Below are 15,981 nucleotides of genomic sequence, written 5' to 3'. Positions count from 1 at the left end.
CCAGGATGGTTTATAATGCACGAAGTATTACAGTGTGAAGAACATGCCTGCGTGTATGACTCTCACAAGGTCTCTCGCTATCGTAAAAATACGTTCGATAAAGATGAATTTGATAATTTAGCCTCTGAATCTGCGGTCGCACTGGTTTATAACGGTATTTCACATACTGTACTAATGTGCTCTGCCACCGAGCTAGAAAACTTGGCGATAGGTTTTTCTTTATCGGAAGGCATTATTCAACACTATCGTGATATTCACGATATTGACATTGTTCACACCGTGAAAGGCATCGAGCTACATATCGAATTGTGCAACCGCTGTTTTGAACAGTTGAAACATGTCAGACGCACTATGGCGGGTCGAACAGGTTGTGGCATTTGTGGTACAGAGCAGCTTGATCAAGTTGTTAGGCCGCTTTCTACTGTGGGTAATCAACTGACGATGGACATCGCGAGCTTTGACAGTGCGTTGCAAGAACTCAAGCAGCATCAGCAGCTCAATAATATTACTGGAGCGACCCATGCTGCCGCTTATCTTTCGCCAAATGGTGAGATTGTTGCGATCCAAGAAGATATAGGTCGTCATATTGCGCTGGATAAACTGATTGGCTATATCATCAAAAATAAATTAGAAGGTGGGGCGATTTTAGTAACCAGCCGCGCCAGTTTTGAAATGGTGCAAAAAGCCGTTATTGCGGGTGTTGAAATCTTATTTGCGATATCAGCTGCGACCATGATGGCCGTGGAATTAGCACAACAATCGAACCTGACTTTAGTGGGTTTTTGTCGCCCAGGACGTGCCGATGTGTACACGCACCCAGAGCGGGTGACATGCCACCAATAGTTTGTCGGTAAGTATTTTACTTCATTCTTTTATCGTATTTATAAGTAGGCACTTAAAATGAAAAAAACACATTTGGGCTGCATTTCAGCAGCGTTGTTGATCGCGTCACCACTGGCTTCTGCGCATGTTGGTGTTCATGGTTTGCATAATTCATTTCTAGAAGGTTTTGTTCACCCTTTCTTTGGCCTTGATCACTTAGTGATGTTACTGGCTATGGGGTTTGTTGCTCGCCAAGCAAACAGTGTAAAAAAAGGCTTTGCTTTGATGGCATCTGTGCTTGGTTTTATGTTCGCTGGTGTACTGTTAGGTGAGTTGAGCGGTGCAATTACAGGGATGGAAACCTTGATTTTAGGCTCGGTGTTTGTGGTTGCGGCGACGATGTGGAAAATGCGCAATAAAGAAACAAGTCTCACCAACACTGTCTTACTTAGCCTTTCTGTAACTTTAGTACTGTTCCACGGTTGGGCGCACGGTGCTGAACTGGGTGGTGCGGTGTTAATGGAATTTGCACCGGGCATGTTATTAGCATCGACCATTATCGTTTCTTTGGGCTACCAACTTGCGCGCTTTATTCCCACTCGTTTCATGGCGCCAGTGGTTGCCGCGAGCGGTGCGTGTATTGCTTTACTTAGTTAAAGCCAGCTCAAGCTATATACATAAGCCCTCGAGAGTCGGGGGCTTTTTAATGCAACAAAACAAAGAGCACCTGTGCGTTGTACTCATCTTCATGTTATCTGTCTTTTCGACATCAAGACTCACCCCATAACGCCTTCCATCATAAGTCTCCCTTCATCGTGTTTCTCTTCGTAATGTCTTTCGTTGTCATTTGTGCTTTAAAACGACCTATTTCTCTAAAAACGACCTGATGCTTTAAAACGGCCATAGCTCTAAAAATAATCTATTGCTTTAAAAGTGACCAACTTCCGAGTGAGGATGATGTGTAGAGTTAAAATGTTTAGTGAGCTAAACAATTTCTATGGTTGTTTTTTCTGAGCACTCAAACGATGTGCTTACCATGATTCATGTCGGCTTGATGTATTTCAGGGTTGAAATGCAAGTTTCGCCATTATCTTGCTGTTTATATTGATTTTATTGTAGTTATCTTGTCATCGTATTTGGCTCGGATAGTTCTTTTTTACTTTTGGTGGGTGACGGTAAAGTGGTCGTTTGGTTGTGGTTTTTTGTCATGTTTGTAACTTATTTGTGAGTTAAATAATTTGAGTTCTAATTTATTTCGTGTACTTTATATTTAACTAAGCGTTCAATTAAAAATAAAAGGTCGAAGTAATGCCTAAGGTAGGGATGCCAAAAATACGCAAACCTCAGCTTGTTCAAGCCACCATGACGGTGATTGATCGGGTCGGGTTACATTCAGCGAGCATTTCATTAATTAGCAAAGAAGCGGGTGTATCAACTGGAATTATTAACCATTACTTTGGTGGAAAGCATGGCCTGCTTGAAGAAACCATGCGTGAAATATTACGCCAGTTGTCGGTAACCATAACGGCTAGATTGCGCGAATTGCCAGCAGATGCTCACCTGCAACGCATTAACGCGATCATTGACGGTAATTTTGTTGGCTACCAAGCCGAGAGCAAAGTGGCCAAAACCTGGTTAGCATTTTGGTCATACTCTGTACACGACCCTGAATTAAAAAGGCTGCAACGTGTTAATGAAAAGCGCTTGTTATCTCATCTTAAAATTGAACTCAAAGCCTTATTTAACAAAGACCAAGCTGAGCTAATTGCGCATGGTATCGCGGCTTTAATTGATGGTATTTGGTTGCGAGGGACGCTCAACCCTGAAGGCATAGATGCAAGCAAAGCTGAATTGATTATCAATGATTATTTAGATAAGCAACTTACTTTCTATTCACAACAATAACGAAAAGTCAGATCTTCACATGGAAATGAAATCACTGTATATCGATGGACGCGCTTATGCTGCGACATCGGGAGAAACCTTTACTACCTATAATCCAGCCAATGGCGAACCGATCGCCAATATTGGACAGGCGAGTCAGCAAGACGTTGATCATGCCGTTGATGTTGCCCAAAAAGGGTTTGCGGTTTGGTCTGCAATGACGGCACTAGAACGCAGTCGAATTTTACTTAAAGCGGTGAGTATTCTCCGCAGTCGCAACGATGAATTAGCGAAACTTGAAGTGGCTGATACAGGAAAACCACTGCAAGAAGCGTTAGAAGTCGATATTGCGAGTGGCGCGGATGTGATTGAATACTACGCCGGCCTTGCCCCGACATTGCAGGGAGAGCAACAACCACTTAGCGAGAGCCAATTCTTTTACACTCGCCGTGAACCGTTAGGCGTCTGTGCTGGGATTGGGGCGTGGAACTATCCGATCCAAATCGCAATGTGGAAATCGGCTCCTGCTTTAGCAGCGGGTAACGCCATGATTTTTAAACCTTCAGAAGAAACCCCACTTACGGCACTAAAGCTGGCTGAAATATTCACCGAAGCTGGGCTACCAGATGGTGTATTTAATGTTGTTCAAGGTGATCACCGTGTTGGCCAAATGCTCACCGCTCATCCTGATATTGCAAAGATCTCGTTCACAGGCGAATCAGGCACTGGCAAGCGAGTGATGGCAGATAGCGCTAAAACGCTTAAACAAGTCACTATGGAGCTGGGTGGTAAATCGCCAATGCTTGTTTTTGCCGATGCGAAACTCGATGACGCTGTTTCTGCTGCAATGGTGGCGAACTTTTACACCCAAGGTGAAGTCTGCACGCATGGTACGCGAGTTTTTGTGCATGAGTCTATTTACCCTGCGTTTATCGCACAGCTAAAAACGCGGACGGAAAAACTCTTAGTGGGGGATCCACTAGATATGGATACCCAAGTCGGCGCACTGATCTCCAAAGACCATCTCGCTAAAGTATTGGCTGCTATCGAGCATGCAAAACAAAGTGGTGCGACTTTACTGACGGGGGGGTATCAGGTGACAACACACGGTTTAGACAAAGGTAACTTTGTTGCCCCTACGGTTTTTGTTGATTGTGACGATGCGATGCCACATGTCCAAAGTGAGATCTTTGGCCCTGTTATGTCTGTACTGACATTTACAGATGAACAAGAGGTTATCACTCGCGCAAACAATACTGATTATGGCTTAGCCGCAGGGGTATTCACTCAAAACCTCTCTCTTGCTCACCGTGTGATTCATCAGCTACAAGCTGGAATTTGTTGGGTTAATACGTGGGGTGATTCGCCAGCAGAAATGCCCGTTGGCGGTTATAAACACTCAGGTGTTGGCCGTGAAAATGGACCTGAAACACTTCGCCATTACACCCAAACAAAAAGTGTACTTATCGAGCTAGGCAGCTTCGCCAGCCCTTACGCTTAACCCTACTTTCGGAGAGACAAAAATGGAACAAGGCTACGATTATATTATCGTCGGCGCGGGCTCGGCTGGCTGCGTGTTGGCAGATAGGCTAACTGAAAGTGGTAAAAACCAAGTGTTATTGCTTGAAGCTGGAGGCACGGACAAGAGTATTTTTATTCAGATGCCAACAGCGCTTTCTTATCCCATGAATTCAGAAAAATATGCTTGGCAGTTTGAAACCAAGCAAGAAGATGGGCTCGATGGTCGCAAACTCCACTGCCCAAGAGGCAAAGTGTTAGGCGGAAGTTCTTCAATCAATGGCATGGTGTATGTGCGTGGTCATGCTTGTGACTTTGATGAGTGGGAAACGCAAGGTGCCTCGGGGTGGAACTATCAAGCGTGTTTACCGTATTTTCGCCGAGCAGAATCTTGGATTGGGGGCGAAGACCAGTACCGAGGAGGACAAGGGCCTGTTGGTACTTGTAATGGTAACGACATGCAGCTAAATCCACTTTATCAGGCCTTCATTGATGCAGGTAAAGAGGCGGGATACCCAGAAACACCAGACTACAACGGCTACCAGCAAGAAGGCTTTGGCCCGATGCACATGACGGTAGATAAAGGGATCCGAGCTTCCACATCGAATGCCTATTTAAGGCGTGCGCTAAAGCGTTCAAACCTCACGCTAATGAAAGGTGTTGTGGCGCGCAAAGTGCTATTGGAAGGCGGTTCACAAGGCAATTCACAAGATAGGTCTCAATGTGTTTCACAAGATAGCTCTCAAGGCTCGGTACACGGTAAGAAAGCCATTGGTGTCGAGTTTGAGAAAGCCGGTAAATTACACCGACATTATGCCAATAAAGACGTGATCTCTTGCGCTGGCTCTATTGGTTCGCCGCAATTGTTGCAGCTTTCTGGTATTGGACCAAAGGCGGTGCTTGACGAAGCTGGTGTCGAAGTGCAACACGCTTTACCTGGTGTAGGACAGAACCTGCAAGATCACCTCGAAGTGTATTTTCAATACCATTGCCAACAAGCTATCACCCTTAACAGTAAGCTTGGCTTGGTTAGCAAGGGGTTGATCGGTACTGAGTGGATCTTGACGCGTAAAGGGCTAGGCGCAACCAATCATTTTGAATCTTGTGGTTTTATTCGTTCTCGTAAAGGGTTGAAGTGGCCAAATATTCAATATCACTTCTTGCCTGCTGCAATGCGATACGACGGCCAAGCCGCGTTTGATGGTCATGGCTTTCAAGTGCATGTAGGGCCGAATAAACCGCAAAGCCGTGGTTCGGTGTCGATTGCATCATCAAACCCGCACGACAAACCTAATATTGCCTTTAACTACATTTCCACCGCGCAAGATCGTCAGGATTGGCGTGACTGTATTCGCTTAACGCGCGAGATATTACAACAGCCCGCCATGGATGCATTCCGTGGCGATGAAATTCAACCCGGGCTTGATGTGACCAGTGATGCCGCAATCGATGAATGGGTAAAGCAAAATGTAGAAAGTGCTTATCACCCGTCTTGTACCTGCAAAATGGGGGCTGACGATGACCCCATGGCGGTACTAAATGAAGCGTGCCAAGTGCGCGGCATTGATAACTTGCGGGTGGTTGATTCATCAATTTTTCCGACTATTCCTAACGGTAACCTGAATGCGCCAACCATTATGGTTGCAGAGCGTGTGTCGGACATGATGTTGAATAACCCCTTGCTAGCCTCAACGAACTTGCCTGTTTGGATTGCACCTGAATGGCAAGAGAAGCAACGCATTAAAAAACCAAAAAGAGAAATGGAATCAGCATCTTAACTGGTCAAGTTGTTAACTAACCAACTTGTTAACTTAGCTGATCGCCAAACAATGAGTTTATTAAGTAAGTCAGTAATCATTACAAGGAAAATAACATGTCTATGATGACAAAAACGCTCTCAACACTTGCTCTTAGTACATTTGCGCTAAATGCTTATGCCAATCAATGTGACACCGTGCGATTCGCCGATGTCGGCTGGACAGACATTACGGCCACAACAGCAGTTACAACAGAATTGCTGCAAGGGTTAGGTTATCAAACCAAAACGGATTTGCTTTCTGTCCCTGTTACCTACTCATCAATGGCAAACGGTGATATCGATATCTTCCTTGGTAATTGGATGCCCACTATGGAGGGAGATATCGCTAAATATCGTGAGGATGGCAGTGTCGAAACCGTTCGCGCTAATCTGGAGGGGGCAAAGTACACCTTAGCTGTACCTAAGTATGTGTACGACGCTGGGGTAAAAAGCTTTGCTGACTTAGAAAAATATGCCGATAAATTCAAAGATCGTATTTATGGTATCGAACCTGGCAATGATGGTAACCGCCTGATTCAAGACATGATCGATGATGGGGCATTTGGACTCAAAGATTTTAACTTAGTGGAGTCGAGTGAAGCGGGCATGGTGTCACAAGTCACGCGTGCCGTTCGCCGCAACCAATGGATCGTCTACCTTGGTTGGGCACCGCACCCAATGAACAGCAACGTTGAAATGGAATACTTGTCAGGTGGTGATGATTTCTTTGGCCCTAATTATGGTGGCGCCAATGTGTATACCAATGTGCGTAAGGATTACTTATCTGAGTGTAAAAACGTTGGCCAACTACTGCAAAACCTTGAGTTTAGTTTAGAAATGGAAAACCAATTAATGGAAGCCATTCTTAACCAAAAAGTGCAGCCTTCAAAAGCGGCGCAGCAATGGTTAAAAGAAAATCCAGCCCAAGTGGAAGTATGGCTTAAAGGTGTGAAAACACGCAGTGGCGATGAAGCGACAAAAGCCGTTACTCACTACATCAATTCGAACGCGTAACATCTTTTGGGTGGGGGATCTCGTCTAGGGATCTGCTCACCTTATTAATTTAAGGTCTCATTTTGAATTTTATAACGAATAACAAAATCCCTGTTGGCCAGTGGATGGAAACGGGTGTTGATTGGTTAACACTCAATGCTGCGGGTTTCTTTGACGCGATTTCTTTTTTCCTTGAAAACATAATCCTATTTGTCGTCGATATTTTTAAGTGGATGCCACCAGCGCTTCCTATTTTGATGACCGCGGCCATTGCATGGTATTTACATCGAAGTATTCCGTTAGTGGCGTTCGTTGTTGGTGCATTACTGATGATCCTGAATCTTGGCTATTGGCAAGAAATGCTGGAAACCTTTGTTCTTGTCTTTGCAGCGACAACGATTTCCGTATTAATTGGCGTACCGATTGGGATCATGGCTGCGCATCGACCATGGCTTTATACCTTGCTAAGGCCGATATTAGATTTGATGCAAACCGTACCGACCTTTGTTTATCTTATTCCGACTTTAGTGCTATTTGGCTTGGGAATTGTGCCGGGTCTGATCTCGACCATTATCTTTGCCATTGCTGCACCCATACGCTTGACCTATTTAGGCATAATAAAAGTGCCTGAAGAGCTGATTGAAGCTGGTAAAGCCTTTGGTGCCAGTCGCATGAAGTTGCTATTTAAAGTCGAGTTACCCGCGGCACTGCCGAGTATTATGGCGGGGGTGACGCAATGTATTATGTTATCACTCTCTATGGTGGTGATTGCGGCATTGGTGGGAGCGGATGGTTTAGGTAAACCTGTCGTCCGTGCGTTAAATACCGTTAATATTTCTCAAGGATTTGAAGCTGGCTTAGCTATCGTGCTGGTTGCCATTATTCTTGACCGCTTATGCAAAGCACCTAACCAGAAAGAGGCTTAATCATGGACGCAATCACAATTAAAAACCTCGACGTTGTTTTTGGTGAGCAACAACAGCAAGCCCTTTCTTTGCTTGATCAAGGTAAATCTCGACAAGACATTATTGATGAGACCGGGCAAGTTGTGGGTGTCGATAATGTCTCCCTAAGCGTTAAAGAAGGGGAAATCTGTGTATTGATGGGGCTTTCTGGTTCAGGTAAATCGAGCTTATTGCGAGCGGTTAATGGATTGAATGCTATTAGTCGTGGTGAACTGCAAGTAAAAGACGGCGATCAACATGTCGATCTTGCCGATTGCGATGAAGCTACACTTCGTCACTTACGTACTCACCGCGTATCTATGGTGTTTCAAAAATTTGCCTTAATGCCTTGGCTCAATGTGATCGATAACGTGGCATTTGGCCTTGAGATGCAGGGCATTTCAAAAGTTGAGCGACGGAAAAAAGCACAAGAGCAGCTCGAGATGGTCGGCCTGAGTGAGTGGGCATCTAAATATCCCCATGAGCTATCTGGCGGTATGCAGCAACGTGTCGGGCTAGCACGAGCCTTCGCAATGGATACTGATGTCTTATTGATGGATGAACCTTTTTCGGCGCTAGACCCCTTGATTCGAGCTCAGTTACAAGATGAACTGATCGTGTTACAAGAAAAGCTCAATAAGACCATTTTGTTTGTGAGTCACGATCTTGATGAGGCGCTGAAAATTGGTAATCACATCGCGATTATGGAATCGGGTAAACTGATCCAACATGGTCAACCAGAGCAAATCATTCTCGCACCAGAAACGGACTATGTGCGAGATTTTGTGGCGCATACCAATCCCCTCAATGTGCTAAAAGGGCGTTCGCTCATGCTGCCTGTTAATGACTTAGAGTGTGAGGACTTGAAGCATGATGGAAAACGTGTCGAGATTTGCCCAAGCCAACACTTATGGATTGAGCAGCACCAGCAGGGACTGTGCTTAGTGGATACCGACAAAGTGCTGGTGGATTGGAATGACGAGTCTATTGAGATTAATGATATCGACAATACCATGGTAGTGCAGGCGAGCCCAGAGATAGGGATGAGAGAAGCGATTGAGCTGAAGCAACGCAGTGATCAGCCTATTCTATTAGTGGAAAATAGTCAGCTTGTTGGGGTGTTAAACAATAGTGAGCTTTATGACGCCTTACTGGGTAATTTTAAGAGTAAGACGCCTCAGGCTAGAACCCACAAAGCGACAACTCAAGATGCTATAACCAAAGATGCCATAACCCAAGATGTCATAACCAATCAAACTCAGGTGAATCCTAAAAAAGTAAAGATTAAAGCTGTGGCGTAGTGTTTCATGCCGATTGTCGGCAGGGTAAAAGCTGTTGGGTAAATGTCCCAACAGCTTATTACTGCTTTTTGTTAATAACGGCGAGTTAGTCTCGAGTTGCTAAGGTATTAGGCGCTATCCACTTTTTTTGATTCGGTGTGGGCGTGACCGACATAGTGCCATAATGATGCCAAAGGTGAGCCCTTGGGTGATCATCGCTGTCCCGCCATAGCTAAAGAAGGGGAGTGGACTTCCCATAACCGGTAGTAAGCCGCTGACCATACCTGTATTAATGAAGGTATAAAGAAAGAAGCTTAATGCCAATGAACCGCATAACAAGCGATTATAAAGTTGCTCTGATTGGCATGAAATCCATAAAATACGCAGCGTAATAAACAAGTACAGCGCCAGTAAAAATACGCTGCCGATGAATCCCCATTCCTCGGCATAAGTTGAGAAAATAAAGTCTGTTTGGCTTTCAGGAATAAACCCTAAAGGGCCCTGATTCGCATTCGTCCACCCTTTGCCCCGCATCCCTCCTGAGCCAATTGCAATAAGCGACTGGATGATTTGATAGCCAGCCCCCCAAGGGTCACTCTCTGGGTTTAGAAATTGTAATACCCGCTTTTTCTGATAAACCTCCATGATAAAAAACCACATAAGGGGTATGAGCGTGGCAACAATAGCGGCAATACTGCCGATGATCTTCCAACTTATTCCCGCGAAATAGAGAACAAAGAACATATAGATAAGGGCGAATAGCGCACCATCAAGATCGGGCTGAATGAAGATCAAAAATGTCGGAATCGCAGCCAGTAATAGCGCGTAAAGGATTTTCCTTAAATCTAGCGCCTCGCCACTAATGTGGATTAACCAAGCGATGACCATAGGTATTGCGATTTTTACCAGTTCTGAAGGTTGAAAGCGAATAAAGCCAAGTTTAAGCCAACGCTGTGAACCATTAGTACTATCACCCACTAAAGCGACGGCGAGTAATAAAAGAACGGTTAGCAAATATAAGTGCGGTGAAAACCGCAGGTATAAATGTGGTGGAACGGCAGCCATAACGAAAAGGCAAGATAGGGCGATCATGCACCGAATAAGGTGTTTCGTGATGACTGTTTCACTAAAGCCACTCGCGCTCCACACTGTCATGGAACTGAGTAGCATAAGCATTAACACTGCAAGTAAGAGTGGTAGATCAAGCTGGGGAATTGGATATTTTTTCACATACAATACTCAAATTGTATTCTGGTTTAATGTAACCCTAATACATGGCAAAGAACGGTTTTTCTTATTTATCAGTCGAGCAGCCAATAACTACTCACAGTTAATCAATAATCAGTACCGATTAACGAGGGGCAACAAGTGTTGCCCCTCGTTATTGACTTACTGATGCTTTGAAGGCTTGATTATCTTTATTCTTTGATTAAGCATCCTTCTGAATGGGTTTCAATCGGCACATAGCCTGACGAGCACGCCAAGTAATAAAAGATAAAATGGCTAAACACAAAGTAATAACAGGCGCAGCCATTAGCGCCATCGTTGCAAGGCGGCTGATAGGCTCAGGTAACGATGGTAAAAGAAAACCAATACCACACAGCAAACCGACCCACATAGTGGCGCTTAGCCATGCAAAGTAATGAAAACGCGGCATTTCCTTCGCTCTCATCCCCATAGCCATTGGCAGTACACAACGAACCCCAGGAATAAAGCGGGCTGAAAATAGCGCAATGAGCCCATGACGAGTCAGTAAAGTGTCAACGGTGCGCATGCTCGCATCTGGAATTTTATCTAACCATGATTGGACGATAGGTAATCGGTTAAGCCATCGTCCTTGTGAATAAGCGAGCCAACTGCCAAGAGATGCAGCGATGATCAGCAAAGGAAAGGCGATAATAGGGTTCAATACACCAACGGCCGCCAAGGTGCCAGTTAATACTACGATACTGTCGCAAGGCAAGGGAGCGGCAGGTAAAAAACTACTTTCTAACCCAATAAAAAGCGTCACAAGAATATAAATTAAGATCGCACTGCCCGGGGCGAGCAGCACACTGAAGTCTTGGTGCCAAATTGCAACCAGCACTTCTTGGGTAGCTTCAAACATAGATGCTCCAATATACCAACAAAAAATAAGAATGTTATAAGTGGGATAGTGGAACGATCAGCGGGAATGAATGAAACGAAACTGCAGGTTACTGTCATGCCAGCCTGCAATGCGGTGATTATCAAAAGAAAGGTAACCACGCGGGATCCAGCGAACAGAACGTGAAAGCTGAATTAATGAAGCAATAGTCAGAATAGCTAAAGGCCACTGGAGAGGGTCCTTCGCTGGTGGTTGCTCGGGCTGCGATGAGAGTCGCAAGTTAGCACTGCGCAGTATTAACGTATCGTTTGATGCGTCAGGTGCTTGTGTTGGGCTTGTGATGGTATAAGGACTTTGAGAAAAACTGCGTTCAATAGCACTCTCAGCATGGCTAAATAGCAATACTGTCAGGAGTGTTATGAATATGGGGAATTTCTCTAGTAGCTTATGCAATCTCAGAGCCTACGCAATCTAGTCGCCTATTTAAAAATCGTCCTATATGTACTCGCAACCGGTGAAAAAAGCAATATTTCTTATCGCTAATTTAATGGCTAACTTATGCAAGAGTAAAACGCTCATGGGGGCGCTTGAACTGAGTAGTCGTGACGTACCATATGTTCAGCGTTATCTTGTTCCATTTATCGTAAAAAGATTGTTATCTTGGTCTAACAACTGAATGATAAATGTCAGTGAAGTACCTCCTAGTTGAGAACTGTACTAATGTGATTCTATCTGTAGATAGAGAGGGTAGATCATGACTCAGATGGCGATATCAAATTACCTAGGCGGCTTTATTTTATTGTTAATCTGTTACCCTTTCATTCTTATTTCTATCAATATATTCACCTATGATACAGTTCGAGCAAAAGCAACTTTTTGGTTAAATGTAACTTGTTCGTTATTAGTAATGTTACTTTTGTTCATGCATATGAATATTGAAATTGTTTACGGTAAGGAGTTACTTGATGCTTGGCATAGTCAACATGCAGTGAATGATTAATTGATAATGTAGTTAATTAAGTATAACTATTTAGCATAAGCTGCGATATTTTAAGTTTGAATCCACGGGGATGTATTGGGCAGAACTTTCATTTTCACATTAGCTTTAACCCTAGCTTTCGTTTTATCAAAAAATAACTGAGGTCATGAATTTTACACTCCTATTTTATCCAAGTTCACAACGCACTTCATATTAATTTAAATTCCAAAATATTTTATAAGATGGGTTTTATATTTCAAAAATCGCGATGATGTTACATCTTTGTTTATGTTTTATTGCTGCGCCCTCGGTTTATTTGTTGTAGAGATAACTTATTTATTAGGCATTAATAATAATATTGATTCTCATTTGCGTTGCTTTGTGAATGGGAAGGGCTTACTATGCGTAGCGGAATGCCATAACAAATAATCATAATTGACTAATATAGTATTCATGACTGCTTTAGTTGGCATTTTATTTATTAGTAATTTGTGTTCTATAAGGATAAAAGCATGAATTTCAATTACACAAAGCTCGCTTTGGCAGTTGGCCTTTCTCTTAGTTCATTAGCGGTAGTTGCCGCTGAAAATGATGATAATCAGTTAGAAACTATTGTAATAACAGCTGAGAAAATGACAGCTGAATCTCAAAAAACACCACTAAGTGTTTCAGTGTTAACTGATTATGAAGTAGAAAGGGCAGGATTAGAAAATACGTTCGATATTGTAAAAAGAACCCCTAATGTATCAATGATAAAAGCAGGCAACCCTTCTGATGCTAGTTTCCTTTCTATGCGGGGAATAACGCCGACAATGGAAGGATCTCAATCTGTTTTATTCTTAATTGATGGTGCCATGTATCAAACTTTTGATACAGAGTTATTAGATATTGAGCGCATTGAAGTATTACGTGGCCCGCAAGGTACTTTATATGGAAGAAATGCATCATCAGGTGTTATTAGTATTCATACTAAAGATCCAGATCTTTTTACGGAAGGGAGTGCAGGCCTAACTTACGGGAATTATAATCAATTAAAAGGGACAATAATTTCAGGTGGGGCAATAGGAAATAGTGACGAATGGGCTTATCGAACTGCTTTACAATATTCAAAACATGATGGCTATTTTACTCGTGATTATGACAATAAAGATGATGTTAATAAGGTAAAAGACTTTAATGGCCGCCTTAAAGTAAGGTGGATGCCGATAGATCAACCATGGGATATTATTGCTACAGTTGATGCTCAAAACCGTCGAAATGGAAATATGTCTTTTGCATCCCTCGATAATATAGAAAAAGATAGCCATAAGGTATATTCAAACTTCGAAGGTGATGCTAAAGCCGATATTTATACTAGTTCAATACGTGCTACTTACGCTGCAGATAATTTTGACATCACTTCTATCACTGCTTACACCACAGAAGACAAAGTCGATAATCAAGACTTAGATTTCACTCAGGCTGACGGGCAGGAACTCTATATAGATTCGAAAATATCACGTGTAACTCAAGAGCTTAGGTTTAGTTCGAGTGATGAACGTGATTTGCGTTGGGTTGGCGGTTTTTATTACTTTAATGAAACAGCGAAAAACAACATTGATATGAACATGAAAGCTTTCAATATGTTCAACACAACAAAAACAGAGATGAAAGTCAGTAACTATGCTCTGTTTGGCAATGTGAACTATCAATTTGCTGAAAAATGGGAAGCAATAGCGGGTTTAAGATTTGATTATCAAAAAGATAAATTTAATTATACCGACCTATGGAACATGGGCTTCCCGAATACTCAGGGGGATGATGAGGCTAACTTTAATGAATGGCTACCTAAAGTAGGCTTAAACTATTACGCAACGAACGATGTTATGATGTACGCAAGTATATCTCGTGGTTATAAAAGTGGCGGTTTTAATATGTTAACGCCACCAAATATGTCACCTAAATTCGACCCTGAATACACTATGAACTATGAGTTAGGGATGAAAAGTGAGTGGTTTGATAACCGTGTTCGCTTCAACTCTGCTGTATTCTGGATTGACTGGGAGGATCAGCAAGTTGAACAGCAATTATATCCTAAATCCTTTACCCAAAATGCAGGTAGTACTGTAAGTCGAGGTATTGAAGCTGAACTATCATGGTTAATTCAACCTGGTTTAACGGCATGGGTGAATGGCGGTTATAATGATGCACACTTTACTGATTTTGCTGCCAAGTCTTATGATAATACTGGTAATGTTATTGGTGAAACGGATTATACGGGCAATCGCCCAGCAAATGCCCCTAAATACACGTACAGCCTAGGTATAGATTATAACTTCCTTGAGAATTACTTTGTTTACACGGACTACAATGTAACAGGTGACTTCTATTTCGATAATGCTAATGAAAATAAGCAAGACGCCTACGGTATCCTTAATTTAAGAACTGGATATACCAGCGATCGATTAGACGTTACTTTATGGGCTAAAAACGTCTTAGATGAAAAGTATCTAACACGTGCTTTCCCTATGGGAGATGGTGCAAACCAGAAATGGTACGGTCGCTCTGGAGATCCTCTTACAGTCGGTGCAACAGTTAATCTTAAATGGTAAATACTCCCCCCCCATATCTTTATAGGGGGGGGGTATAGTTTCTCATCTAACTGTCTAAGGTTAATAAAATGAAAGGAACACCGTTTTCATGGTTGATGGAACTGGTCGTCAATCAACGCCGTAAGCTATGTTTATCAATGTTATTAGCTGTTGCTTACTCGCTGCTTACTATTGTCCCATATATCATTATCTATCAGCTGGTGGATGGTTTTATCACGGATACAATTACTAATTCTGATACTGTATGGCAATTAGTATTGCTAACCGGAGCGGCGCTTTTAGCCAAAATGGGTTTACAATTAGCATCTGGATTATTGTCGCATAAAGCGGCATTTCAGCTCTTATTCGAACTGCGACAACATGTTGTTGATAGCGTTGGTCGCTTATCTCTAGGCGAAAGTAATAAGCAAGCGTCAGCATCAATGAAGAAAATCATTTCAGACGATGTAGATAGAATTGAAACCTTTGTTGCTCATCATTTACCCGATATGGCAGCAGCTATTGTAAGCCCTATCGTTGCTGCGTTGTTACTTCTTTATATTGATTGGCGGCTAGCGATTTTAGTGTTGCTGCCACTACCTATTGCACTGAGCTTACAAGCGTTAATGTTTAAGGGGTTTAACCTACGTGTAGAGGAATACCATAGAGTTGTTTCAAACCTACATATTAGTGTTGTTGATTTTGTCGCCTCTATTCCTGTGGTAAAAGCATTTAATATGACGGTTGACTCTCATCAGAAGTACCGTAGTGCTGTTGATGAGCATCATAAATTAGTGACTCGGTGGTTAGTTGATACAAAAACACCGGCATCGCTCTTTAAGCTATCTCTCGACCTTGGTTTTTTGTTTTTATTACCTGTTGGGGTTTGGCTTTATTCGGAAGGGGATGTGACTTTATCAACGTTATTTATATTTATGTTATTGGGTGTGGGCTTAATGGAGCCGCTTTATAACTTAATTCAATTTGGTGGCATGTTCAGTGAAATGCTGAAAGGTGTAGAAAAAATAAAGATATTTTGTCAGATAAAACCTCAATCTGAAGGCGAACAATATCAAGTTATTTCTCATACTAATATTTGTTTTAACC

General features: G+C 42.7%; 12 protein-coding genes and 1 pseudogene. 10 read left to right on the top strand and 3 right to left on the bottom strand.

Annotated features, from left to right (window positions below; translation table 11 throughout):
- Window positions 1-15: 15 nt before the first annotated feature.
- The 8 genes and pseudogenes from fdhD to choV form a co-directional block, all read left to right on the top strand.
- On the top strand, window positions 16-843 hold the full coding sequence (fdhD, locus tag ASV53_RS07025; RefSeq protein WP_062687762.1) for a formate dehydrogenase accessory sulfurtransferase FdhD: 828 nt from the start codon (window positions 16-18) through the stop codon (window positions 841-843).
- A 57-nt stretch (window positions 844-900) separates the two neighbouring features.
- Window positions 901-1,479: a HupE/UreJ family protein gene (locus ASV53_RS07020; protein ID WP_094956583.1), complete on the top strand. Its 579-nt coding sequence runs from the start codon at window positions 901-903 to the stop codon at window positions 1,477-1,479.
- A gap of 651 nt (window positions 1,480-2,130) precedes the next feature.
- Window positions 2,131-2,727 (top strand): transcriptional regulator BetI, encoded by a 597-nt coding sequence (gene betI / locus ASV53_RS07015; protein ID WP_094956582.1) that lies wholly within the window; start codon window positions 2,131-2,133, stop codon window positions 2,725-2,727.
- Between the two features lie 19 nt (window positions 2,728-2,746).
- Window positions 2,747-4,207 (top strand): betaine-aldehyde dehydrogenase, encoded by a 1,461-nt coding sequence (gene betB / locus ASV53_RS07010; RefSeq protein WP_094956581.1) that lies wholly within the window; start codon window positions 2,747-2,749, stop codon window positions 4,205-4,207.
- Between the two features lie 22 nt (window positions 4,208-4,229).
- A complete protein-coding gene (locus ASV53_RS07005) occupies window positions 4,230-6,002 on the top strand; it encodes a choline dehydrogenase (RefSeq protein ID WP_094956580.1) in 1,773 nt (590 codons plus the stop codon).
- A gap of 95 nt (window positions 6,003-6,097) precedes the next feature.
- On the top strand, window positions 6,098-7,036 hold the full coding sequence (locus tag ASV53_RS07000; protein WP_094956579.1) for a choline ABC transporter substrate-binding protein: 939 nt from the start codon (window positions 6,098-6,100) through the stop codon (window positions 7,034-7,036).
- A 62-nt stretch (window positions 7,037-7,098) separates the two neighbouring features.
- Window positions 7,099-7,941 (top strand): choline ABC transporter permease subunit, encoded by an 843-nt coding sequence (choW, locus tag ASV53_RS06995; protein ID WP_062687766.1) that lies wholly within the window; start codon window positions 7,099-7,101, stop codon window positions 7,939-7,941.
- Between the two features lie 2 nt (window positions 7,942-7,943).
- Window positions 7,944-9,131, top strand: a pseudogene (gene choV, locus ASV53_RS06990) (choline ABC transporter ATP-binding protein); the annotation flags it as partial.
- 243 nt (window positions 9,132-9,374) lie between these two features.
- On the opposite strand, the gene rodA reads toward choV, so the two are convergent.
- From rodA to ASV53_RS06975, 3 genes are all read right to left on the bottom strand, one after another.
- Entirely contained in the window at window positions 9,375-10,469 is a 1,095-nt protein-coding gene (gene rodA / locus ASV53_RS06985) for a rod shape-determining protein RodA (RefSeq protein WP_094956577.1), read from the bottom strand.
- 199 nt (window positions 10,470-10,668) lie between these two features.
- Entirely contained in the window at window positions 10,669-11,346 is a 678-nt protein-coding gene (locus ASV53_RS06980; protein ID WP_062687767.1) for a DedA family protein, read from the bottom strand.
- A gap of 57 nt (window positions 11,347-11,403) precedes the next feature.
- Complete coding sequence (locus ASV53_RS06975) at window positions 11,404-11,778, bottom strand: hypothetical protein (RefSeq protein ID WP_094956576.1); 375 nt, start codon at window positions 11,776-11,778, stop codon at window positions 11,404-11,406.
- Between the two features lie 1,038 nt (window positions 11,779-12,816).
- On the opposite strand from ASV53_RS06975, the gene ASV53_RS06965 reads away from it, so the two are divergent.
- Window positions 12,817-14,895: a TonB-dependent receptor gene (locus tag ASV53_RS06965; protein WP_094956574.1), complete on the top strand. Its 2,079-nt coding sequence runs from the start codon at window positions 12,817-12,819 to the stop codon at window positions 14,893-14,895.
- 68 nt (window positions 14,896-14,963) lie between these two features.
- Window positions 14,964-15,981, top strand: a 1,018-nt coding sequence (locus ASV53_RS06960) for an ABC transporter transmembrane domain-containing protein (RefSeq protein WP_141226233.1), incomplete at its 3' end; no start/stop codon positions are given.

Origin of the sequence: Photobacterium sanguinicancri (assembly GCF_002265265.1) — a bacterium.
Classification (GTDB): domain Bacteria; phylum Pseudomonadota; class Gammaproteobacteria; order Enterobacterales; family Vibrionaceae; genus Photobacterium; species Photobacterium sanguinicancri.
The sequence above is the reverse complement of the archived record's forward strand: the minus strand, read 5'-3'. Positions and strand labels throughout refer to the sequence as shown.